Origin of the sequence: Enterobacter cloacae complex sp. SHL001 (genome assembly GCF_049236825.1) — a bacterium.
Lineage (GTDB): Bacteria > Pseudomonadota > Gammaproteobacteria > Enterobacterales > Enterobacteriaceae > Enterobacter > Enterobacter hormaechei_C.
Genome location: NZ_JBMKIP010000009.1, coordinates 92,506 through 115,497, shown reverse-complemented (window position 1 = coordinate 115,497; position 22,992 = coordinate 92,506). Strand labels below are relative to the sequence as shown.

At 57.1% G+C, this 22,992-nt stretch carries 16 protein-coding genes and 1 riboswitch; of the genes, 5 read left to right on the top strand and 11 right to left on the bottom strand.

The genetic code is table 11. From position 1 onward, the window contains the following. Nucleotides 1-305: 305 nt before the first annotated feature. On the bottom strand, nt 306-1,157 hold the full coding sequence (gene murI / locus ACOTYH_RS19770) for a glutamate racemase (protein ID WP_003862067.1): 852 nt from the start codon (nt 1,155-1,157) through the stop codon (nt 306-308). After that, nucleotides 1,102-2,949, bottom strand: coding sequence for a TonB-dependent vitamin B12 receptor BtuB (gene btuB, locus ACOTYH_RS19765; protein WP_033487963.1), 1,848 nt, complete (start codon nt 2,947-2,949; stop codon nt 1,102-1,104). Before btuB ends, murI begins: the two co-directional genes overlap by 56 nt. Before the next feature lie 66 nt (nt 2,950-3,015). Beyond that, nucleotides 3,016-3,191: riboswitch (cobalamin riboswitch) on the bottom strand. A 104-nt stretch (nt 3,192-3,295) separates the two neighbouring features. On the opposite strand from btuB, the gene trmA reads away from it, so the two are divergent. After that, nucleotides 3,296-4,396, top strand: coding sequence for a tRNA (uridine(54)-C5)-methyltransferase TrmA (trmA, locus tag ACOTYH_RS19760; RefSeq protein WP_003862063.1), 1,101 nt, complete (start codon nt 3,296-3,298; stop codon nt 4,394-4,396). Between the two features lie 80 nt (nt 4,397-4,476). Here trmA and ACOTYH_RS19755 read toward each other — a convergent pair whose 3' ends face one another. Further along, complete coding sequence (locus ACOTYH_RS19755) at nt 4,477-4,836, bottom strand: YijD family membrane protein (protein WP_017383113.1); 360 nt, start codon at nt 4,834-4,836, stop codon at nt 4,477-4,479. Nucleotides 4,837-4,845: 9 nt separating this feature from the next. Beyond that, nucleotides 4,846-5,484 carry an HTH-type transcriptional repressor FabR gene (gene fabR, locus ACOTYH_RS19750; protein WP_003862059.1) on the bottom strand — a complete coding sequence of 213 codons (639 nt, stop codon included), beginning with the start codon at nt 5,482-5,484 and terminating at the stop codon, nt 4,846-4,848. A 196-nt stretch (nt 5,485-5,680) separates the two neighbouring features. Here fabR and sthA point away from each other — a divergent pair, with 196 nt between their 5' ends. Beyond that, nucleotides 5,681-7,081 (top strand): Si-specific NAD(P)(+) transhydrogenase, encoded by a 1,401-nt coding sequence (gene sthA / locus ACOTYH_RS19745; RefSeq protein WP_003862057.1) that lies wholly within the window; start codon nt 5,681-5,683, stop codon nt 7,079-7,081. On the opposite strand, the gene oxyR is transcribed toward sthA, so the two are convergent. The 4 genes from oxyR to argC form a co-directional block, all read right to left on the bottom strand. Then, a complete protein-coding gene (oxyR, locus tag ACOTYH_RS19740) occupies nt 7,064-7,981 on the bottom strand; it encodes a DNA-binding transcriptional regulator OxyR (RefSeq protein WP_003862055.1) in 918 nt (305 codons plus the stop codon). The two genes, sthA and oxyR, sit on opposite strands and share 18 nt — an antisense overlap. Nucleotides 7,982-8,286: 305 nt before the next feature. Continuing rightward, nucleotides 8,287-9,660, bottom strand: coding sequence for an argininosuccinate lyase (argH, locus tag ACOTYH_RS19735; protein WP_058688874.1), 1,374 nt, complete (start codon nt 9,658-9,660; stop codon nt 8,287-8,289). 105 nt (nt 9,661-9,765) lie between these two features. Next, on the bottom strand, nt 9,766-10,542 hold the full coding sequence (gene argB, locus ACOTYH_RS19730; RefSeq protein ID WP_109937881.1) for an acetylglutamate kinase: 777 nt from the start codon (nt 10,540-10,542) through the stop codon (nt 9,766-9,768). 6 nt (nt 10,543-10,548) lie between these two features. Then, complete coding sequence (gene argC, locus ACOTYH_RS19725) at nt 10,549-11,553, bottom strand: N-acetyl-gamma-glutamyl-phosphate reductase (RefSeq protein WP_017383109.1); 1,005 nt, start codon at nt 11,551-11,553, stop codon at nt 10,549-10,551. 88 nt (nt 11,554-11,641) lie between these two features. Between argC and argE the strand changes: the two genes are divergently transcribed. From argE to gldA, 3 genes are all read left to right on the top strand, one after another. Further along, nucleotides 11,642-12,793 (top strand): acetylornithine deacetylase, encoded by a 1,152-nt coding sequence (gene argE / locus ACOTYH_RS19720; protein WP_015569956.1) that lies wholly within the window; start codon nt 11,642-11,644, stop codon nt 12,791-12,793. 271 nt (nt 12,794-13,064) lie between these two features. Next, complete coding sequence (gene ppc, locus ACOTYH_RS19715) at nt 13,065-15,716, top strand: phosphoenolpyruvate carboxylase (protein WP_047055741.1); 2,652 nt, start codon at nt 13,065-13,067, stop codon at nt 15,714-15,716. A 206-nt stretch (nt 15,717-15,922) separates the two neighbouring features. Then, nucleotides 15,923-17,026: a bifunctional L-1,2-propanediol dehydrogenase/glycerol dehydrogenase gene (gldA, locus tag ACOTYH_RS19710; protein ID WP_003862047.1), complete on the top strand. Its 1,104-nt coding sequence runs from the start codon at nt 15,923-15,925 to the stop codon at nt 17,024-17,026. 91 nt (nt 17,027-17,117) lie between these two features. Here gldA and katG read toward each other — a convergent pair whose 3' ends face one another. The 3 genes from katG to ACOTYH_RS19695 form a co-directional block, all read right to left on the bottom strand. After that, the gene (gene katG, locus ACOTYH_RS19705; RefSeq protein ID WP_063151710.1) at nt 17,118-19,298 is read right to left on the bottom strand and encodes a catalase/peroxidase HPI; all 2,181 of its coding nucleotides are present in this window, start codon (nt 19,296-19,298) and stop codon (nt 17,118-17,120) included. A gap of 144 nt (nt 19,299-19,442) precedes the next feature. After that, nucleotides 19,443-20,333 (bottom strand): methylenetetrahydrofolate reductase, encoded by an 891-nt coding sequence (gene metF, locus ACOTYH_RS19700; RefSeq protein WP_003862045.1) that lies wholly within the window; start codon nt 20,331-20,333, stop codon nt 19,443-19,445. A 226-nt stretch (nt 20,334-20,559) separates the two neighbouring features. Further along, nucleotides 20,560-22,992, bottom strand: a complete 2,433-nt coding sequence (locus tag ACOTYH_RS19695) for a bifunctional aspartate kinase/homoserine dehydrogenase II (protein WP_047055743.1) — start codon at nt 22,990-22,992, stop codon at nt 20,560-20,562.

The window sequence follows — 22,992 nt, the reverse complement described above, 5'->3', positions numbered from 1 at the left end:
AGGACATTAAGAATCCATGTCACTTTGAGTGCCCACACAGATTGTCTGATAAATTGTTAAAGAGCAGTTGCAACGCGGCTTTCAGCTCATCGTTGCGAGGTCCCGTATATTACGTTTCCCTCATTCAGAGTCAAGCAATTATTTTCACTTTTCTCTGTTGGCGTTCATCTCTGAACCCCGCTGTCCCGGCGGCTTGTAAGCCGTTGTTCCGTGTCAGTGGAGGCGCATTATAGGGAGTTCTCCGACGTTGACAACCCCTCTTTGAAAAAAAACGTTCAACCGTCTCTTTTTTGCTCAAAACCGTGCTACAGCGCCAGTTTTTCGAGCGTTTCGAAGCCATAACGACGTAAAACGGGCAAAAGTTGTTCGGTTTCTTTTGTTATCGCCATACAGAAAGCGATGTTCGCATCCGCTGATTTCGCATCCGGCGCCTCGTGTTCCAGCAGCCAGGCCGTCCGACGCGCAATTGCAGCACCGGAATCCACCAGCCGGGTCCCTTCAGGCAGAACCTTTAACAGCTCTTCCTGTAATAGCGGGAAATGGGTGCAGCCGAGAACAACCGTATCCGGTGGTTCCTGCATCCGCAGCCATGGACGCAGAATACGGCGCAGCTCTTCAAGCGATACCGTCTCGCCGTGCAGTTTTGCTTCCGCCATTTCCACCAGCTCCGCGGAGCCGAGCATGGCGATCTGGCATTCATTGGCAAAGCGCTCTATAAGCTCACGCGTATAAGGACGTTTTACCGTACCGCGCGTAGCCAGCAACCCCACAATGCCGTTCGCCGTCAGACGCGCCGCGGGTTTGATTGCCGGAACAACGCCCACAACCGGGAACGGGAATTTTTCGCGCAGGGCAGGAAGAGAGACCGTGCTTGCCGTATTACAGGCAATGACCGCCAGCGCCAGGGGATAACGCTTTTGTACCGCGGTGACGATTTCAACCACACGCTCAACAATAAAGTCTTCGCTCTTTTCCCCGTACGGGAACGCGACGTTATCGAAGGCGTAGATGTAATGGAGATCCGGCAGGAGCTGCCGAATCTCATCATAGACCGAAAGCCCACCGACGCCGGAATCAAACACCAGCACGGTGGGACGCGGATCAGAAGGTGTAGCTGCCAGACAAGGTGTATTCCCGTCCTGCAGTTTGGTAGCCATAAACTGTCTCGTAATCTTTATCGAACAGGTTGGCTATTTTACCACGAACTGTGAGATGAGAGGTGACAGGATATGAAACCGCGACGTCCCACAGGCTGACGCCGCCCATTTTGACTTTCTCTGACGGATAGGTTCCAAAGTCGGTGTCGTAGCGCGTGCCGAGATAGTGATACGTCAGGCTCCAGTCGAAATCATCGATCTGCGTATCGAGCTGATACTTCACCTGCTGTTTAGCACGACGGTCCAGAAGTTGGTTGGTTGCCGCATTGCGGGCATCCACATAGTCGTAGCCTACAGTATGCGTCAACGGACCCGTATCAAACGACGCTGTTGCTTCCACACCTTTAATGCGTGCTTTGCCGACGTTGTAATATTGCTGAAGGTTATTGTTGAAGTCGATGAGATTATCAACGTCATTACGATAGCCGGATACGCGCCAGCTCACGCCTGCCGTCAGGCCTTCAAACGCCCCTTCCCACTGCTTGCTCTCTTCAGGATCAAGATGGGTATTGCCGTAGAAGCCATAGAGCTGACCCAGATTCGGCGCTTTATAGGCCGTACCATAAGAGGCTATGAAGCGGTAACCGTCAACGAACTCCCAGGCTGCGCTACTTTGCCAGGTACCATGGCGACCAAACTGAGAGTTGTCATCGCTGCGGGCTGCCGCCTCCAGAGTGAAATCGCCAAACTGCTGCAACCCGGTCAGGTAGACGCCGGTGTTACGCAGGTCATAGGCGTTGGTGACGTAGTTGGTACCCGGCTCGGTGCTCTGTTTCTGCCAGTCAACGCCCGCGCCGATATTGCCATGCCCCACGTCAACAGAGTTGGTCCACTGAACATTGTACTGTTTGATTTCATCCAGGGTAGCCGTGGAGTCATAGCGTCCAAGGTGCGGATCGTAATTGTAGTCTTTGCTGTGACTGTAGCTGGAGAGCAACTGTGAATGGAAAATATCCCGGCTAAACCGTAATCCGGCATCCCAGGTCTGGCTATAGAGCTGGCGGGTATCGACCAGTACATCAGGGGTAAATGAACTGTAATAGCCGTCATAGGCGGTACGGTTGCTGTAACCATAGCCGCGTACGAAACCACTCCATTGCTCAGAGAAAGCATGCTCCAGTGCGCCATAGAGCGTTTTATTCATAAAGCCGTCGCGATCGGTCTGGGCAAGGCCACCGTTATTACCGTCAGCAACGACGTCAAAACCTTTTGTGTAGGTGTAATCCCCTGCCAGCGTAACGCGCGTACTGTCACCCAACGTTTGCTGGGTGCTGCCACCATAATTCTGGAAGCCGTGTGTCCCAACGCCAGCATTCAGCGTTGTGCCATCCTTCGCACGCGTAGTGATAATGTTGACTACGCCACCAATCGCATCCGAGCCGTACACCGCCGAACGCGGTCCACGAATGTATTCGATGCGCTGCACCAGGGAGATCGGAAACTGGCTGAGATCGGACGACCCCGTGACGCCCGCCTGGTTAAGGCGTATCCCATCGACGAGAATCAGGACATGGCTGGAGTTCGTACCGCGTATAAAGAGAGAAGAGAGCTGCCCCATCCCGCCATTTTGCGCGGTATCTACGCCGGGCAGGCGACGCATGACATCCAGAACCGTGGTGGATTGCCAGCGGTCGATATCGGCCCGCGTCACGACAGAAGTCGCAGCCAGAACAGATTTTTCAGGTTGTTCGAAACGGTTTGCTGTCACCACCAACGAGTCGGCGCTTTCCTGCGCCCAGCCCGAAAATGCCGTGACGGAAAACGCCGTCAACAGCGATACTTTTTTAATCATTGTTAAAGCATCCACAATATAAGAAGGATGCCGCAGGCCTCATCGATAGCACGCGATGATGAAACCAAATGCGACGTGATCCCGGCAGGTCTTCGGGCTGGGTGGCGTTATACGGATGAAGACTTCCCATTTTCACAGTGTCTACAACTCTCATCCCGCCAGTCTTTACCGCTGCGCGTCAGCTCCAGATTTGCACTGGATTCCCTTTTCACTCTCAGGAGACCGGAAACAGAATGCTACAATTAGACACGTATAGATGTCCAGATAGCTATTAGCCATTAAATCTGGACATCCACTGCACAATCCCTACAATCCCCGCGTAATTCTTTATCACTCAGGACGCATCATGACCCCCGAACACCTCCCGACAGAACAGTACGACGCACAGCTGGCAGAAAAAGTTGTCCGCCTGCAAAGTATGATGACGCCTTTCAACGCGCCGGTTCCCGAGGTGTTTCGTTCTCCGGTCAGCCACTACCGTATGCGCGCTGAGTTCCGCATCTGGCACGATGGCGATGACCTGTACCACATCATTTTCGATCAGCAGACGAAATCCCGCATTCGCGTAGACAGTTTTCCGGCGGCGAGTGAGCTCATCAACCAGCTGATGACGCTAATGATCGACGGTGTACGCAATAATCCGGTGCTGCGCAACAAGCTGTTCCAGATTGACTACCTGACCACCCAAAGCAATCAGGCCATTGTTTCTCTGCTCTATCACAAAGCGCTGACCGACGAGTGGCGCGAGCAGGCAGAAGCCCTGCGCGATGCGCTGCGCGCGCAGAACATCAACGTGCACCTGATTGGCCGCGCGACCAAAACCAAAATCATGCTGGACCAGGATTACATCGACGAGCGTCTGCCGGTAGCAGGTAAAGAGATGGTTTACCGTCAGGTAGAGAACAGCTTCACCCAGCCGAACGCCGCCATGAACGTGCAGATGCTTGAGTGGGCGCTGAAGGCGACAGAAGGGTCTAAGGGCGATCTGCTGGAGCTCTACTGCGGTAACGGCAACTTCTCGCTGGCGCTGGCGCGTAATTTCGAGCGCGTGCTGGCGACGGAAATCGCCAAACCGTCGGTGGCCGCCGCGCAGTACAACATCGCCGCTAACCATATTGATAACGTACAAATTATTCGTATGGCGGCAGAAGAATTTACCCAGGCGATGAACGGCGTACGCGAGTTTAACCGCCTGCAAGGGATTGATTTGAAGAGCTACCAGTGTGAGACAATTTTTGTCGATCCGCCGCGCAGTGGCCTGGACAGCGAAACCGAGAAGATGGTGCAGGCGTACCCGCGTATTTTGTACATCTCCTGTAACCCGGAGACGCTGTGCAAGAATCTGGAAACATTAAGCCAGACGCACAAGGTTGAACGTCTGGCGCTGTTCGATCAGTTCCCGTATACGCACCATATGGAGTGCGGCGTTTTACTTACCGCACGGTGATCTGTAGGCCGGATAAGCGTAGCGCCATCCGGCATTTTTTGGCAGATGGCGCTTCGCTTACCTGCCCTACAAATAATTCATTACTCCGGTAACTGGCTCTTGCGGCTACGCATGCGCGAGCCAATCCAGAACACCAGCGCCACAGACAGTACCGCAGGCAGGAAGTTAGAGCCAATATCCGGATACTCCGCGCGCACGACGGTGCTGTACAACAGTACACCCAGAATAAAACAGGCTGCGGCCAGTCCCGGTAACCCAACTGGCATGGTGCGGTTCAGATAACGTTGATGCAGGCAGTACACCGTCAGCACCAGCGCGATAATCGGGAAAATCGAGAACGGTACAATTGAGCTAAAAACCGCCGCAAACGTACCATTAATGGATAAGCCAGCGATCAATGCCAGCAACAGCGTTCCTTTATCCTGACCTGACTGTTTCATTACTCACCTTCACTCATCGTTTTGATGTGCCAACTTCTCTTGTTCACGGCGATACCAGTAGTACGCACCTTTAGAAATCATCCGCAGCTGCAATACCAGTCGCTCTTCGAGTTGCTTACGTTGTTCAATGCTGACATCCAGCGCTTCGGCACCCGCGCTGAAAACAATCGTCACCATCGCCTCGGCCTGTGCTTCAGTAAACGCACGCGGCATATGGTTTTCGAGTTCAAGATAGTCGGCAAGTTCCGCGATGAAATGCTGAATTTCACGCGCGACGGCGGCACGAAACGCGGCTGACGTTCCGGAACGCTCACGCAACAGCAGGCGAAACGCGTTAGGGTTATTGCCGATAAATTCCATAAATGTCGACACGGAGGTGCGGATCACGCTGCCGCCTTTGGCGATACGCTGACGCGCCTGACGCATAAGCTGGCGCAGCATCAAACCGCTCTCGTCGACCATGGTCAAGCCCAGTTCATCCACATCACGGAAATGACGATAGAAGGACGTTGGCGCAATCCCGGCCTCGCGCGCCACTTCACGCAGGCTCAAACTGGCAAAACTCCGCTCAGCACTCAGTTGACTGAATGCGGCTTCCACCAGCGAACGCCGGGTTTTCTCTTTTTGTTGTGCTCTTACGCCCATCACGATAGTTGAATCCTTCCAAAGGCCCGTTGGCACTATACCAGAGAATAAAATTAATCTGTTTACCTGGCTTTGTGAATGATTGTTTACGGGCGGTTTGTGCTCCACTGCCCGAAAAAAGCACAACGATAATTGGGTTACCCTGGCAATGATGTTATGATTCTGTTGCTTTTATGTATAAGAACAGGTAAGCCTTGCCATGCCACATTCCTACGATTACGACGCAATAGTTATTGGTTCCGGCCCCGGCGGCGAAGGTGCTGCTATGGGTCTGGTAAAACAGGGAGCCAGAGTAGCGGTTATTGAGCGCTACCATAACGTCGGCGGCGGTTGCACCCACTGGGGCACCATCCCTTCGAAAGCCCTCCGCCACGCCGTTAGCCGCATTATCGAATTTAACCAGAACCCTCTTTACAGCGACCACTCCCGACTTCTTCGCTCCTCCTTTGCCGATATCCTGAATCACGCAGACACGGTCATTAACCAGCAGACGCGCATGCGTCAGGGTTTCTATGAGCGCAACCACTGTGAAATTCTGCAAGGGAACGCGCATTTTGTGGATGAACACACCCTGGCGCTGGAGTGCCACGACGGTTCGGTTGAGACGCTCACCGCTGAAAAATTTGTGATCGCCTGCGGCTCCCGTCCTTACCATCCGGCAGATGTGGATTTCTCGCACCCGCGCATTTACGACAGCGACTCCATCCTCAGCCTGCACCACGAACCACGCCATGTGATCATCTACGGCGCGGGCGTGATTGGCTGCGAATATGCGTCGATTTTCCGGGGAATGGAGGTCAAAGTTGATCTGATCAACACCCGCGACCGGCTGCTGGCGTTCCTCGATCAGGAGATGTCAGATTCCCTCTCCTACCACTTCTGGAACAGCGGCGTGGTGATTCGCCACAACGAAGAGTACGAGAAAATCGAAGGCTGCGACGACGGTGTGATCATGCACCTGAAATCCGGTAAGAAGCTGAAGGCGGACTGCCTGCTGTACGCCAACGGCCGTACCGGCAACACGGATTCATTGCAGCTGGAGAATATCGGGCTTGAAACCGACAGCCGCGGTCAGCTCAAGGTCAACAGCATGTACCAGACTGCGCTGCCGCACGTTTACGCGGTGGGCGACGTGATTGGTTACCCAAGCCTGGCCTCCGCCGCGTACGATCAGGGCCGCATCGCCGCACAGGCGCTGGTGAAAGGTGAAGCGACGGCGCATCTGATTGAAGATATCCCGACGGGCATCTACACCATTCCGGAAATCAGTTCTGTCGGCAAAACCGAGCAGCAGCTGACGGCCATGAAGGTGCCTTACGAGGTGGGTCGTGCCCAGTTTAAACATCTGGCGCGGGCGCAAATCGTGGGAATGAGCGTGGGTACGCTGAAGATCCTGTTCCATCGCGAGACGAAAGAGATCCTCGGTATTCACTGCTTCGGTGAACGCGCGGCGGAAATCATTCATATCGGCCAGGCGATCATGGAGCAAAAAGGTGGTGGCAACACCATTGAGTACTTCGTTAACACCACCTTTAACTACCCGACCATGGCGGAAGCCTATAGGGTAGCTGCGCTGAACGGCTTAAACCGCCTGTTTTAACGCGCTGTCGAAATGGCCATCCATCGCACCCCGGATGGCCTCTGCCAGCTGCTCATAGCGGCTGCGCAGCGGTGACCCCGGACGATAAACCAGACCAATGGTGCGACGCGGCTCCGGCTTAATACACGGCAGATAGACCACGCCATCACGTTTACGCTCGTGCGGCACCGCCAGCGCCGGCAGCAGCGTAATACCGCTTCCCGCCGCCACCATATTACGCAGCGTTTCCAGGCTGGTTGCGCGGAAATGGGTATCTTCATCGGCACCCGCTTCGAAGCAGAAGCCCATCGCCTGATCGCGCAGACAGTGGCCATCTTCCAGCATCAGCAGCTTTTCCCCGGCCAGATCGGCCATCGGCACGCGATCGCGGTTCGCCCACGGGTGATCTTCATAGATCGCCAGCATCATCGGCTCATCGAACAGCGGTACTTCAATAAACGCTTCACTCTCTTTGACCAGCGCCAGGATCGCGCAGTCGAGCTTGCCGCTGTCCAGCTGCGCCAGCAGCTGATGGGTTTGCGCTTCATGCAGGTACATTTCGAGTTTCGGGAACGTCTGGTGCAGCATCGGAATGATTTGCGGCAACAGGTACGGGCCAACGGTTGGGATCAGGCCAATATGCAGCGGGCCGGACATCGCTTCCCCCTGCTGGCTTGCCATTTCCTTGAGCACTTTGACCTCGCGCAGTACGGTGCGCGCCTGATCCACCAGCAGCAGACCTGCCTGCGTGAACAGTACCTTACGACTGGTGCGCTCCAGCAGCATCACGCCCAGCTCATCTTCCAGCTTGCGGATCTGACCGCTCAGCGTGGGCTGGCTGACGTGGCAGGAGTCTGCCGCGCGGCGAAAATGGCGATGCTCAGCTAACGCTACCAGGTATTCAAGATCACGAATATTCATTATTCATCCTCCGTCGCCACGATAGTTCATGGCGATAGATAGCATAGCAACGAACGATTATCCCTATCAAGCATTCTGTTGAATAATACATCACATAGACGAGGCGGCACGTGTTTGACCCTTGACGTCCCCGCACCGTCAGCGAGTTTCTCTCAAAACTCGAAAAACTAAAGCCAACGTGAACTTTTGCGGACCCCGTGGTCCGCTTTTTTTTGCGTAAAAAAAAGCCCAGCACTAAGCCAGGCTCCGTTTTTCTCCCTCTCCCTGTGGGAGAGGGCCGGGGTGAGGGCACCAGCCCGCACTATTCAAACCAACCGGTTTTTCGCATCCGCAATCGCCTGCGCTACCTGCTTCGGCGACACGCCACCTTTCGCTGCACGCTTATCCAGGCAGGATTGCAGGGCCAGAATCGGGTAGACATCATCCCCGATAACCGCGCTGAATTTTTGCAGGTCGGCAAGCGCCAGCTCTTCAAGGGCTTTACCCTGACGAATCGCTTCCACCACTGCTTCACCCACAATATGGTGCGCCTCGCGGAACGGTACGCCTTTCGCCACCAGGTAGTCCGCCAGCTCGGTAGAGTTAGCATACCCCTGCTGCGCCGCTTCCTGGCAGCGCGGACGTTTCACCTGAATGCCGTCCAGCACCAGCGCGCCCATATGCAGACAGTCCAGCCAGGTGTCGAGCGCGTCGAACAGCCCCTCCTTGTCTTCCTGCATGTCTTTGTTGTATGCCAGCGGCAGCCCTTTCAGGGTCATCATCATACCGGTCAGCGCGCCCTGCACACGGCCACACTTACCGCGGATCAGCTCCAGCGCATCCGGGTTTTTCTTCTGCGGCATCAGGGAGGAGCCGGACGTCACGCGGTCGGACAGCTCTACAAACCCCGCTTCGCCAGAGTTAAAGAAGATCAGGTCTTCGGCAAAGCGCGACAGGTGCACCATCCCGATAGAGGCATTTGAGAGCAGCTCCAGCACGTGGTCACGGTCAGAGACGCTGTCCAGGCTGTTGCGGGTGGCGGAGGCAAAGCCCAGCCAGCCTGCCAGCTGCTCACGGTCGATTTCATACGCCGTACCGGCCAGCGCGCCGCTGCCCAGCGGGCTGACGTCCAGACGCTTTAAGGTATCCTGTAAACGGCTCTCATCACGCGCCAGCATCTCAACGTAGGCCAGACACCAGTGCGCGAACGTCACCGGCTGCGCGCGTTGCAGGTGGGTATAACCCGGCATCACCGCATCCTGATTGCTCTGCGCGGTGTCCACCAGCGCGCTCTGCAACTGACGATTCGCCGCCAGCAGTTCGCCGACGGTCTCTTTGCACCACAGCTTCAGGTCGGTCGCCACCTGGTCATTACGGCTACGCCCGGTATGGAGCTTTTTACCCAACTGGCCGACTCTGTCGATCAGTTTGCCTTCCACCCAGCTGTGAATATCTTCGGCATCGCTCTGGAGGATTTGCTCCGGATCCAGACGCACCTCTTCCAGCAGGTTGTTCAGCGCCTCTTCCAGCTGCTGCTGTTCGTCTGCGGTCAGCACGCCAACGGTCACCAGCGCTTTGGACCAGGCCACAGAGCCGACAATATCCTGTTCGGCCAGGCGGTAGTCGAAGCGCAAAGAGTCGTTGAACTGTTTGAACCGCTGATCCGCTGCCTGTGTAAAACGCCCACCCCAAAGTGCCATAACGAATTTCCTTAATGATGATATTTTTGCCCGGTGGCGCTGCGCTTACCGGGCCTACAAAATTCACGTAGGCCGGATAAGCGAAGCGCCATCCGGCACAGAATCTTAAGCCAGAATACGCGTGCCAATCGGCGTGCCGTTAAACAACGCCGGGAGTTGCTCCGCGTGACGCCAGGAGGCGATATCCACCGGGCGGCCCAGCGTGCGGGCCGCATCCAGCGCGGCGTTAACTTTAACGATCATGCCGTCGGTGATAATGCCCTGATCGATCAGCTGCTCGGCTTTTGCGGCGGTCATTTCCGCAATGCGCTGGCCTTTGCCGTCCAGAATGCCGCTCACGTCGGAGAGCAGGATCAGGTCTGCGCCCAGCGTTGCCGCCAGCGCCGTCGCCGCCTGGTCCGCATTGACGTTCATCAGTTCGCCCTCTTCGGTCACGCCGATTGAGCTCACCACCGGCAGGAAACCGCCTTCCAGCAGGGTGTTAATCAGCTCAGGCGAACCTGGCTGCGCCAGTCCAACATGGCCAAGCTCTTCGTCGAGCTGGGTCACTTTTACGCTATCGCCATCGCCCAGAAAGAGGCCAACGGAGGCGATATGGTGTTTCTTCGCCCACGCCAGCAGCGTTTTGTTCGCCGTTCCCGCCAGCGCGCCGGTAATGATGTCAATCTGGTCCGCAGGCGTCACGCGCAGGCCATTTTTCTTTTTCACCGGCAGGTTGAGCCCTTTCATCAGCTCATCCACCACGCAGCCGCCGCCGTGCACAATCACCAGCGGACGTTGGCGTGATTCGCGATAGTTCACCAGTGCGGTAAACAGGCGCTCCAGCGCTTCTTCGCTGTCCAGCAGTACACCACCGAGTTTGATAATTAATGGATTCATCATCACACCTTAAATAAGAGCCTGCGTTTCAGGGAAGCCGAAACGAATATTTGCACACTGCATTGCCTGTGCGGCAGCGCCTTTGAGTAAGTTATCTTCTGCGGCGACCACAATCAGATGCTCGCCCTGCACGGCAAAGCCGATGTCGCAGAACGGCAGGCCAACCACGTTTTTCAACGCCGGCACGCCTTTGTCATACAGGCGCACCAGCGGTTTATCCGCATACGCCTGCGTGAAGACCTCGCTCACCTGTTCTTTGGCCACACCCGGCTTCAGGCGGCAGGTAATGGTTTCGAGGATCCCACGCGGGAAGCTGCCGAGGTGCGGGGTGAAAATCACGTCCGCGCCCAGATGGGTGGTGATTTCAGGGTGATGACGGTGATTAAACACGCCATACGGCTGAAGGCTCACTTCGCAGAAGCTGTTGGAGATCGCCGCTTTGCGCCCGGCGCCGCTCACGCCACTGGTGGCGTTGATCACCGGCCACTGATGCAGATCCAGCAGACCCGCGTCGATCAGCGGCTTCAGGGAAAGCTGCGCCGCCGTCGGGTAGCAGCCCGGCACGGCAATCAGATCCGCTTCTTTCAGTTTGTCAGCGCTCCACTCCGCCAGGCCGTACACCGCTTTTTCGAGCAGATCCGGGTGCTGATGGGTGAAACCATAATATTTTTCGTAGAACGCGCTGTCGTTAACGCGAAACGCGCCGGAGAGATCAAAGACCACGCAGCCGGCCGCTAAAAATTGCGGTGCCAGGTCGTGGCTAACTTCATGCGCCGTGGCTAAAAACACAACGTCAACGCCGTCGGTGAACTCGCTGATGTCAGACATGGGCTGCAAAGGCAAATCAACCACGCCCTTAAGCTGTGGATGCAAATCGGAAATTAACTTTCCGGCATCATTGCTTTGCGCTGACACGGTCAAAGCGGTTATGGTCATATGAGGGTGGCGATTTACGTAGCTTACAAGCTCTGCGCCCGCATAACCGCTAGCGCCTACAATCAGCGTATTCAACATCGGGTTCCTTTATGCTCAACGATAATGTATTTTTATTCACATTTATTGCATGAATATTGATACTATCACGACCTAAGGTGTGTCAACAATGAAAATGAACTTACCGCCATTTATCGAGATTTACCGCGCCCTGATTGCCACACCCTCCATCAGCGCGACGGAAGAAGCCCTGGATCAGAGCAATGAGTCTTTAATCAATCTGCTGGCGGGTTGGTTTAGCGATCTTGGGTTTAACGTTGAGGTTCAGCCCGTCCCCGGAACACGCCACAAATTTAACCTGCTCGCCAGTACCGGACATGGCGCGGGCGGCCTGCTGCTGGCTGGCCACACTGACACCGTGCCGTTTGATGATGGCCGCTGGACACGCGATCCGTTCACGCTGACCGAACATGACAACAAACTCTACGGTTTGGGCACCGCCGACATGAAAGGCTTTTTCGCCTTTATCCTCGACGCGCTGCGTGACGTGGACGTGACAACCCTGAAAAAGCCGCTCTACATTCTGGCGACCGCCGATGAAGAGACCAGCATGGCGGGCGCACGTTATTTCTCTGAAAATACATCGATTCGTCCTGACTGCGCGATCATCGGCGAACCGACCTCTCTGCAACCGATTCGGGCGCACAAAGGCCATATTTCTACCGCGGTGCGCGTGCTCGGACAGTCCGGCCACTCCAGCGATCCGGCGCGCGGCGTGAACGCCATCGAGCTGATGCATGACGCGATTGGCCGCATCATGACCCTGCGCGACGATCTGAAAGAGCGCTATCACTACGAGGCGTTCACCGTGCCGTATCCGACGCTAAACCTCGGCAGCCTGCACGGCGGTGATGCGTCCAACCGTATCTGCGCCTGCTGCGAACTGCATATGGATATCCGTCCTCTGCCGGGCATGACGCTAAGCGATCTGGATGGCTTACTGAACGAAGCGCTGGCACCGGTCAGCGAGCGCTGGCCGGGCCGTCTGACGGTCTCCGAACTGCATCCGCCGATTCCAGGCTACGAATGTCCGCCTGACCATCAGCTGGTTCAGGTGGTGGAAAAACTGCTCGGCGAGAAAACCGACGTGGTGAACTACTGCACCGAAGCGCCGTTTATTCAGACGCTGTGCCCGACGCTGGTTCTGGGCCCTGGCTCCATCAACCAGGCCCACCAGCCGGACGAATATCTCGAAACCCGCTTCATCAAGCCCACTCGCGAACTCATTACCCAGGTTGTGCATCACTTCTGCTGGCATTAAAAACGCACCGAACAGTCCCCTCTCCCTGTGGGAGAGGGTTAGGGTGAGGGCAACAAATCGCATGATCTTCGTCACATTCCCATAAGCATCTCTTATCTGACGCAATACGAATTAAATTTCGTAAATTGCCCACATTTATTCGTTTGCTGAACCGTTTTCGCAGCAATTGACGACGGGGGTTTTACGTGGCTTTATAAAGGGAGATGACAAAATAATGTCCAGAAGATTTTCGCATGGGCATAAACAAAAATGATGGGGTGACTGGGTTTTTATGAACGAACAATATTCCGCGTTGCGTAGTAATGTCAGTATGCTCGGCAAAGTGCTTGGAGATACCATCAAAGACGCACTGGGGGAGAACATCCTCGACCGCGTTGAAACCATCCGCAAGCTGTCCAAATCTTCCCGCGCCGGTAACGAGGCCAATCGTCAGGAGCTGCTCACCACCTTGCAGAACCTCTCTAACGATGAGCTGCTGCCCGTTGCCCGCGCCTTCAGCCAGTTTCTGAACCTGGCAAACACCGCTGAGCAATACCACAGCATTTCGCCAAAAGGCGAAGCGGCCAGCAACCCGGAAGTCATTGCCCGCACCCTTCGTAAACTCAAAGACCAGCCCGACCTCAACGAAGCGACCATCAAAAAAGCGGTAGAATCCCTTTCGCTGGAGCTGGTGCTGACCGCACACCCAACTGAAATCACCCGTCGTACGCTGATCCACAAAATGGTGGAAGTGAACAGCTGTCTGAAGCAACTGGATAACAAAGACATTGCCGACTACGAACGTAACCAGCTTATGCGCCGTCTGCGCCAGCTGATTGCCCAGTCCTGGCACACCGATGAAATTCGTAAGCATCGCCCAAGCCCGGTCGACGAAGCCAAATGGGGCTTTGCGGTGGTGGAAAACAGCCTGTGGGAAGGGGTCCCCAACTACCTGCGCGAGCTGAACGAACAGCTGGAAGAGAACCTGGGCTACCGCCTGCCGGTTGATTTTGTTCCGGTGCGCTTCACCTCATGGATGGGCGGCGACCGCGACGGCAACCCGAACGTGACGGCGGAAATCACCCGTCACGTCCTGCTGCTGAGCCGCTGGAAAGCGACCGACCTGTTCCTGAAAGATATTCAGGTGCTGATCTCCGAGCTGTCGATGGTGGAAGCCACGCCGGAACTGCGCGCGCTGGCCGGTGAAGAAGGCGCCAGCGAACCGTACCGTTTCCTGATGAAAAAACTGCGCGGTCAGCTGATGGCCACTCAGGTCTGGCTGGAAGCGCGCCTGAAAGGCCAGCGCCTGCCGAAGCCGGAAGGTCTGCTGAGCCAGAACGAACAGCTTTGGGAGCCGCTGTACGCCTGCTATAAATCGCTCCAGGCCTGTGGGATGGGCATCATTGCCAACGGCGAACTGCTCGACACCCTGCGCCGCGTGAAGTGTTTCGGCGTGCCGCTGGTGCGTATCGACGTTCGTCAGGAAAGTACCCGTCATACCGAAGCACTGGGCGAGCTGACCCGCTACCTCGGCATCGGCGACTATGAAAGCTGGTCAGAAGCCGACAAACAGGCGTTCCTGATCCGCGAGCTGAACTCCAAGCGCCCGCTGCTGCCGCGCAACTGGGAGCCAAGCAACGACACCCGCGAAGTGCTCAACACCTGTAAAGCGATCGTGGATGCGCCGAAAGGATCGGTGGCCGCCTATGTGATCTCCATGGCGAAGACCCCGTCCGACGTGCTGGGCGTTCACCTTCTGCTGAAAGAAGCGGGCATTGACTATGCCCTGCCAGTGGCCCCGCTGTTTGAGACCCTCGACGACCTGAACAACGCTAACGACGTGATGACCCAGTTGCTGAACATCGACTGGTATCGCGGCTTTATTCAGGGCAAACAGATGGTGATGATTGGCTATTCCGACTCCGCGAAAGATGCGGGCGTGATGGCAGCCTCCTGGGCGCAGTATCAGGCGCAGGATGCGCTAATCAAAACCTGCGAAAAAGCCGGTATTGAACTGACCCTGTTCCACGGACGCGGCGGCTCCATTGGTCGTGGCGGTGCGCCTGCACACGCAGCGCTGCTCTCTCAACCACCAGGAAGCCTGAAAGGCGGCCTGCGCGTGACCGAGCAGGGCGAGATGATCCGCTTCAAGTACGGCCTGCCGGAAGTGACCATCAGCAGCCTGTCGCTCTATACCAGTGCGATCCTGGAAGCCAACCTGCTGCCGCCGCCGGAGCCAAAAGAGTCCTGGTGCCGGATTATGGACGAGCTGTCTGACATCTCCTGCGACCTCTATCGCGGCTACGTGCGTGAAAACAAAGACTTTGTGCCTTACTTCCGCTCAGCAACGCCTGAGCAGGAGCTGGGTAAACTGCCGCTGGGTTCGCGCCCGGCCAAGCGTCGCCCGACCGGCGGCGTTGAATCCCTGCGCGCCATTCCGTGGATCTTCGCCTGGACGCAAAACCGTCTGATGCTGCCGGCCTGGCTGGGTGCCGGTGCGGCGCTGCAAAAAGTGGTGGAAGACGGAAAGCAGAGCGAACTGGAAACCATGTGCCGCGACTGGCCGTTCTTCTCTACCCGTCTGGGCATGCTGGAGATGGTCTTCTCGAAAGCCGACCTGTGGCTGGCGGAATACTACGATCAGCGTCTGGTGAAACCAGAGCTGTGGGCGCTGGGTAAAGAGCTGCGCGAGCTGCTTGAAGGCGATATTAAAGTGGTGCTGGATATCGCTAATGACTCCCACCTGATGGAAGACCTGCCGTGGATCGCCGAGTCTATCCAGCTGCGTAACATCTACACCGACCCGCTGAACGTTTTACAGGCTGAACTGCTACACCGTTCGCGTCTGGCGGAGGAGGAAGGTAAAGAGCCGGATCCGCGCGTTGAACAGGCGCTGATGGTAACGATAGCAGGCGTTGCGGCAGGTATGCGCAACACCGGTTAATGCTCAGTGCCCGGCAGCGCTACGCTTGCCGGGCACTTCTCGACCTTCCCCCTTCCCTGATCTCCCCCTCAATCTTTGCCACCGGTAAGGCAATCACGTTTCCCTTAGACGTAGCGCAACAAATGACCGGCACGCCGGGAGTAGAGTCACTCTTAGTGCAGTTCGAACAGGACAGAATTTACCTCAAACACTAAGGGAGTAATGTTATGGACCGTGTGATTCAATCCCCGGGAAAATACATCCAGGGCGCAGATGTTCTCACTCGCCTCGGCGACTACCTGAAGCCGCTGGCAAATCGCTGGCTGGTGGTGGGCGATAAATTTGTGCTGGGTTTTGCTGAAGAAACCCTGCGCCAGAGTTTTAAAAAAGCCGGACTCCATGCCGAAATTGCACCATTTGGTGGCGAATGTTCGCAAAATGAAATCGATCGCCTAAAAAAGCTGGCCGACAGCGCTGACTGTCTGGCGGTGCTGGGTATCGGCGGCGGAAAAACGCTGGATACTGCCAAAGCGCTGGCCCACTTTATGGACGTGCCGGTGGCCATTGCCCCGACCATTGCCTCCACCGACGCGCCGTGCAGCGCCCTTTCCGTGATTTATACCGACAGCGGCGAGTTCGATCGCTACCTGATGCTGCCGCACAACCCGAACATGGTGATTGTCGATACCAAAGTGGTGGCGGGCGCACCTGCGCGCCTGCTGGCCGCCGGGATTGGCGATGCCCTGGCAACCTGGTTTGAAGCGCGCGCCTGTTCGCGCAGCGGCGCCACGACCATGGCGGGCGGCAAGTGCACGCAGGCAGCGCTAGCGCTGGCAGAGTTGTGCTACAACACGCTGGTTGAAGAGGGCGAGAAAGCGATGCTGGCGGCGGAACAGCACGTGGTCACACCGGCTCTGGAACGCATTATCGAAGCCAACACCTATCTCAGCGGCGTGGGCTTTGAAAGCGGCGGGCTGGCGGCGGCGCATGCCATTCACAACGGCATGACGGCGGTGCCGGATGCGCATCATTTCTACCATGGTGAAAAGGTCGCGTTCGGCACGCTGACGCAACTGGTACTGGAGAACGCGCCGGTTGAAGAAATTGAGACCGTCGCCGCGCTTTGCCACAGCGTTGGGCTGCCGATCACGCTGGCGCAGCTGAATATCAAAGAGGATATTCCGGCCAAAATGCGGCTGATCGCGGAGGCGTCCTGTGCCGAAGGGGAAACCATTCACAACATGCCTGGCGGCGTAACGCCGGATCAGGTCTATGCGGCGCTGCTGGTGGCGGACCAGTACGGACAGCGTTTCCTTCAGGAGTGGGAGTAATAAAAAAGCCGGGTGGCGCTGCGCTTACCCGGCCTACATGGCACTTTAATTTGTAGGCCGGGTAAGGCGTAGCCGCCACCCGGCACAATGGTTACTTCACATCAAACCGGTCCAAATCCATCACTCGCGCCCACGCGGCAACAAAATCACGAACGAACTTCTCGTGTGCATCACTGCTGGCGTAAACTTCGGCCAGCGCACGCAGGACTGCGTTTGAACCGAAGACCAGATCGGCGCGGGTCGCGGTGTATTTCACTTCCCCGCTGGCGCGATCGCTACCGGCAAACAGCTCGTTTGAGTCGTCGGTCGCTTTCCACTGGGTGTTCATATCCAGCAGATTAATGAAGAAGTCGTTGCTCAGCACGCCCTCGCGGTTGGTAAACACGCCATTCTTGCTGCCATCGAAGTTTGCACCCAGTACGCGCAGACCGCCGATCAGCACCGTCAGTTCCGGCGCGGTCAGGGTCAGCTGCTGGGCTTTGTCGATCAGCAGCGACTCCGTAGTGGACACATCCACCTGCGCACGGTAGTTGCGGAAACCGTCAGCAACCGGTTCGAGCAGGTTAAACATCTCGATGTCCGTCTGGTCCTGACGCGCATCCACGCGGCCCGGGGTGAACGGTACGTTGACGTAAACGCCCGCGGCTTTCGCCGCCTGCTCAACGCCTACGACACCCGCCAGCACGATGATATCGGCCAGTGAAGCTTTGTTGGTGGTGCGCTGGATGGCTTCCAGAGCCGGTAACGCCCGCACCGCTGCGGCGTTCACATCCCAGTCGCGCTGAGGCGCCAGCGCCAGACGCGCGCCGTTGGCACCGCCGCGCTTGTCGCCGCCGCGGAAGGTCGATGCCGACGCCCAGGCCACGGAAACCAGCTCGCTCACGGAGAGACCAGAGGCCGCGATTTCCGCTTTCAGGCTTTCAATATCTTCCTGCGTCGGATGGAACACCGGTTGAGGCAGCGGATCCTGCCAAATCAGATCTTCTTTCGGTACTTCCGGGCCGATGTACCGCGCTTTTGGCCCCATATCGCGGTGGGTCAGCTTGAACCACGCGCGCGCAAAGGCTTCGTTGAAGGCCTGCGGATCGTTCAGGAAGCGACGGGAAATTTTCTCGAATTCCGGATCAAAACGCAGCGTCAGGTCGGTGACCAGCATGGTTGGCTTGCGTTTTTTCGACGGGTCGAACGGGTCAGGCATAATTTCCGGCGCATCCACGGCTTCAAACTGAATGGCGCCCGCCGGGCTACGCGTCTGCACCCATTCGTATTTGAACAGGTTCTCGAAGAAGTAGTTGCTCCACTGGGTCGGGGTTTGAGACCAGATAACTTCCAGCCCGGAGGTGATGGCGTCAGCGCCAATACCGGTGCCGTGCGTACTGGCCCAGCCCAGGCCCTGCGCTTCAATCGGCGACGCTTCCGGGTCAGTGCCCACGTGCGTGGCTTCACCTGCGCCGTGCGTTTTACCGAGCGTATGGCCGCCCGCAATCAGCGCGACGGTCTCTTCGTCATTCATGCCCATGTTGCCAAAGGTAGCGCGGATCGCCGCCGCCGCAGACAGCGGTTCACCGCTGGCGTTCGGCCCTTCCGGGTTAACGTAAATCAGGCCCATTTCGGTGGCCGCAAGCGGGCGCTTCGCCAGCGCTTCCGGGTCACGGTGGGTCAGCCAGGCTTTTTCATCGCCCCAGTTCACGTCCAGATCCGGTTCCCAGACGTCTTCACGCCCGGCACCGAAACCAAAGGTGCGGAAGCCGGAGTTCTCCAGCGCCACGTTACCCGCGAGGATAAAGAGGTCAGCCCAGGAGATTTTTTGTCCGTATTTTTGCTTAATTGGCCACAGCAGGCGGCGAGCCTTATCCAGGCTGACGTTATCCGGCCAGGAGTTCAGCGGTGCAAAGCGTTGCTGACCGCGTCCGGCGCCGCCGCGACCGTCAACGGAGCGATAGGTACCCGCACCGTGCCAGGCCATACGGATAAACAGGCCCGCATAGCTGCCCCAGTCGGCAGGCCACCACGGTTGTGAGTCGGTTAACAGTGCTTTGAGATCGCCCTTAAGGGCGGAATAGTCGAGCTTGCTGAATTCTTTGCGGTAGTCGAAGTCTTCACCCAGAGGGTTAGAACGGCTGGAGTGTTGATTAAGTAGATCGATGCGAAGTTGTTTAGGCCACCATTCTTTGCTGCCGGTACCTGCACCCGCGCTATGATCGACGCCGCCCTGGTGGAACGGACATTTGCCGGCGGATGCCGCGTTATTGGTCTCGTCTGACATGCTCATCGCTATGCTCCCTTTACAGTGTTACCGTTACGATATACACCACTAGCGATAAGAGATAGTTGAATTAATCCACAGATTCGATAGCTAATACCTTTTAACTCTCCGTTCGATTAAAAAACCCTCATTTTATGAGGGTTTTTTACTTTACAGCGCCGGGCGAACACCGAGCGTATGGCAAATGGCGTAGCTCATTTCCGCGCGGTTCAGGGTATAGAAATGGAAATCTTTCACCCCTTCGCGACTTAAAATCTTCACCATGTCCATCGCGATATTGGCCCCCACCAGCTTACGGGTTTCCGGATCGTCGTCCAGCCCTTCGTACATTTTGGACATCCACAGCGGAATGCGCACGTTGGTCATATCTGCGAATTTCTTCGCCTGTTTGAAGTTCGAGACCGGCAGAATGCCAGGAATGATTTCGACATCAATACCCGCCGAGACGCAGCGGTCGCGAAAGCGCAGGTAGCTTTCCACGTCAAAGAAGAACTGAGTAATCGCGCGGTTAGCACCGGCCTCCACTTTACGCTTCAGGTTGAGCAGATCCGCCTGGGCGCTTTTGGCTTCCGGGTGAACTTCAGGGTAGGCAGCCACGGAGATATCAAAGTCGGCAACGTCTTTCAGCAGCCCGACCAGATCGGCGGCAAACATCTCTGGCTTGCCGCTGCCTGGCGGGAGGTCGCCGCGCAGGGCCACAATGTGGCGAATGCCGTTATTCCAGTAGTCCTGGGCAATGGCGCGCAGTTCATCACGGGTGGCGTCGATACAGGTCAGGTGCGGTGCCGCTTCCAGACCGGTTCGATCTTTAATGCCCTTAATGATGCTGTGCGTGCGGTCACGCTCACCGGAGTTGGCGCCGTAGGTTACGGAGACGAACTTCGGCTTCAGGCTGCTCAGGCGATCGATAGAGCTCCACAGGGTTTGCTCCATTTCACTGGTGCGCGGCGGGAAAAATTCAAAAGAGACGTTAATCTGGCCGTTTACTTCGGCCAGGCTCTGATTCAGGGCTTCCCGCTGGTTGGCGTGAAAAAAGCTCATACCTTACCTCTATCTTTCGCGTGTCGTTGTTTGTTGTGTTGTGAACTTCTATACGTTTAGACGTCCAGAAGTAAAAATGACGGAAAAGCGGGATGACGTCAACAGAAATAATCAACATTAACGGTGAGGTTTGTTCAGGGAAGATGAAGGGCGTTCATGATGGGGGTGAGTGCGGTCTGCTGCCCTCACCCTAACCCTCTCCCACGGGGAGAGGGAACAAGCGAAATTACAGCAGCTTAGCCAGACGATTAATATCAGACTGAATGGCTCCGGCGGTGACATCGCGTCCCGCGCCCGGGCCACGGATCACCAGCGGGTTATCGCGATACCAGCGGCTTTCGATGGCGAAGACGTTGTCGCACGGCAGGAGCGCCGCCAGCGGATGTTCAGGGCGCACCGCCTCCACGCCCACGCGCGCTTTACCGTTCGCCTCGAAACGCGCCACGTAACGCAGCACCAGGCCCATCTCGTTAGCCGCTTCCAGACGTTGCACCATCTGCTCGTTCAGCTCGTCACCGTTCTCGAAGAAGTGATCGACGGACCCTTCCTCGCAGCCCGCAGGCACCAGAGACTCGACGCGTACCTGACCCGGCTCAATGTCGTAGCCGGCTTCACGCGCCAGGATCACCAGCTTACGCATCACATCTTTACCGGCAAGGTCAACGCGCGGATCCGGCTCGGTTAAGCCCTGCTGCCACGCCTGATCCACCAGGTCGGTGAACGGAACGGTGCCGTCAAACTGCAAAAACAGCCAGGAGAGCGTGCCGGAGAAGATCCCGCTCAGCGCCAGAATGCTGTCGCCGCTTTCAATCAGGTCGCGCACGGTATGGTTCACCGGCAGGCCCGCGCCAACGGTGGCGTTATACAGCCAGTGACGGCCCGTTTTTTCGAATGCGTCATGGATCTGACGGTATTTATCAGTGCTGCTCGCGCCCGCCAGTTTGTTGGCGCTGATGACGTGGAAACCGTGGCTGGCGAAATCCAGATACTGATCGGCCAGCTGTTCGCTGGCGGTCACATCCAGCACCACCAGATCGTCGTACGGGTGCGCGCGCATCCACAGGAACAGCGACTCTTCATCCTGCTCAACCGCTTCATCGTTAAAGAAGGCCAGCGCCCGGCTGGCGTCCAGCCCTTCGTAGTTCAGCAGGCTGCGGCGGCTGTCCACCACCCCAGCCAGAATAAATTCAAACCCGGTACGCGCCGAAAGCGTTACCTGCTCGCGGGCGAACAGCTCCAGCCAGCGGGAACCGATATTCCCTTTCCCGAACAGTACCAGGCCGATGCGTTTTTCCGCGCGGAACAGGGAGGTGTGCAGACCCTGAATCAGGCTTTCGGTTGGCCCTTTACGCAGCACGGCAACCAGACTGATGCCCTCTTCCGACTGCCAGGTGAACTCCACCGGCTGACCTTTCAGTTGCTGCCAGAAGCGGTGGCAGTGGAGCGGGTTACGGGTGACGCCCGCGCCCACCATCGCCACCAGCGCCAGCCCCTGACGCAGGCGAAGCTCGCCCGGCAGGCCCGCTTCATCCAGAATTTTCAGGGCGCTGTCCACCACTTCAGCGGTATAGCAGAACTGCAACAGCTGACGATCGTTATGTATGCCAACGGCCAGCGGACGCACCTGGGCACGTTTCAGGATGGTGTCGATATCTTTGTGTGCCAGTTTGAAATCCTGGCCCGCAGGCACCTGGAACTCAATCAGGCAGATGTCATCATGGCTGGTGACAATGCGCGCGCCCGTGCCGGATGCCAGCACGCGTTCAATGCGGGTGGAACCCTGATCCGGCGTGTAGCTACAGCGTAGTTGCAGGTCGATGTCGCTGCCGGAAACCGGCTGTAGCGTGCGCGCGTGCAGCACCGGGGCCGCCAGACGCGCCAGTTCGCTCGCTTCGTCGAGACGCAGCAGCGGCAGCAGGCAGGCATCTTTTACTTTGCGCGGGTCCGCGCTGTAGACACCGGCCACGTCGCTCCAGATGGTGACGCGGGACACGCCCGCCAGGGCGCCAATCTGCGTTGCCGAGTAGTCAGAGCCGTTACGGCCCAGCAGAACGGTTTCGCCAGCATTGCTGCGGCTGATAAAACCGGTGACGACAATACGTTTACCAGGATGTTGCACCAGCAGCTGTTGCAGCAGCGGGTAAGACAACCCTTCGTCCACCTGCGGCTGTGCGGCACGTTCTGCACGCAGGAAATCACGCGCGTCGAGCCAGGCGGCTTCCACACCAAGATGTTGCAGCACGGCGGCCATCAGGCGCGCAGACCACACTTCACCGTGGCCAACCACTTCCGCATACACTGCATCGGTAATGCCGCTGTCCAGCAGAGCGGCCAGACGCTCAAGGTCGTGCGTAAAAGCGCTAATCAGCCCGTCCGCCACGTCCGCAGGCAGCAAACCGGCAATCAGTTCACTCTGGTAACGACGTAAGGACTGTTGCACCTGATGCGCAGAGAGGCGATCGGTCTGGCTCAGTTTCAGCCAGCTAATCAACTGGTTGGTGGTGCTGCCCGCCGCAGAGACAACCATCATGTCCCCCGGCTGTGAATACTCGGTCATGATCCCTGCGACACGCAGGTAACATTTCACATCAGCAAGACTACTACCACCAAACTTGTGCAGCTGACGACCCTTCGTCCCTGCCTGCGCTATCACACTCAT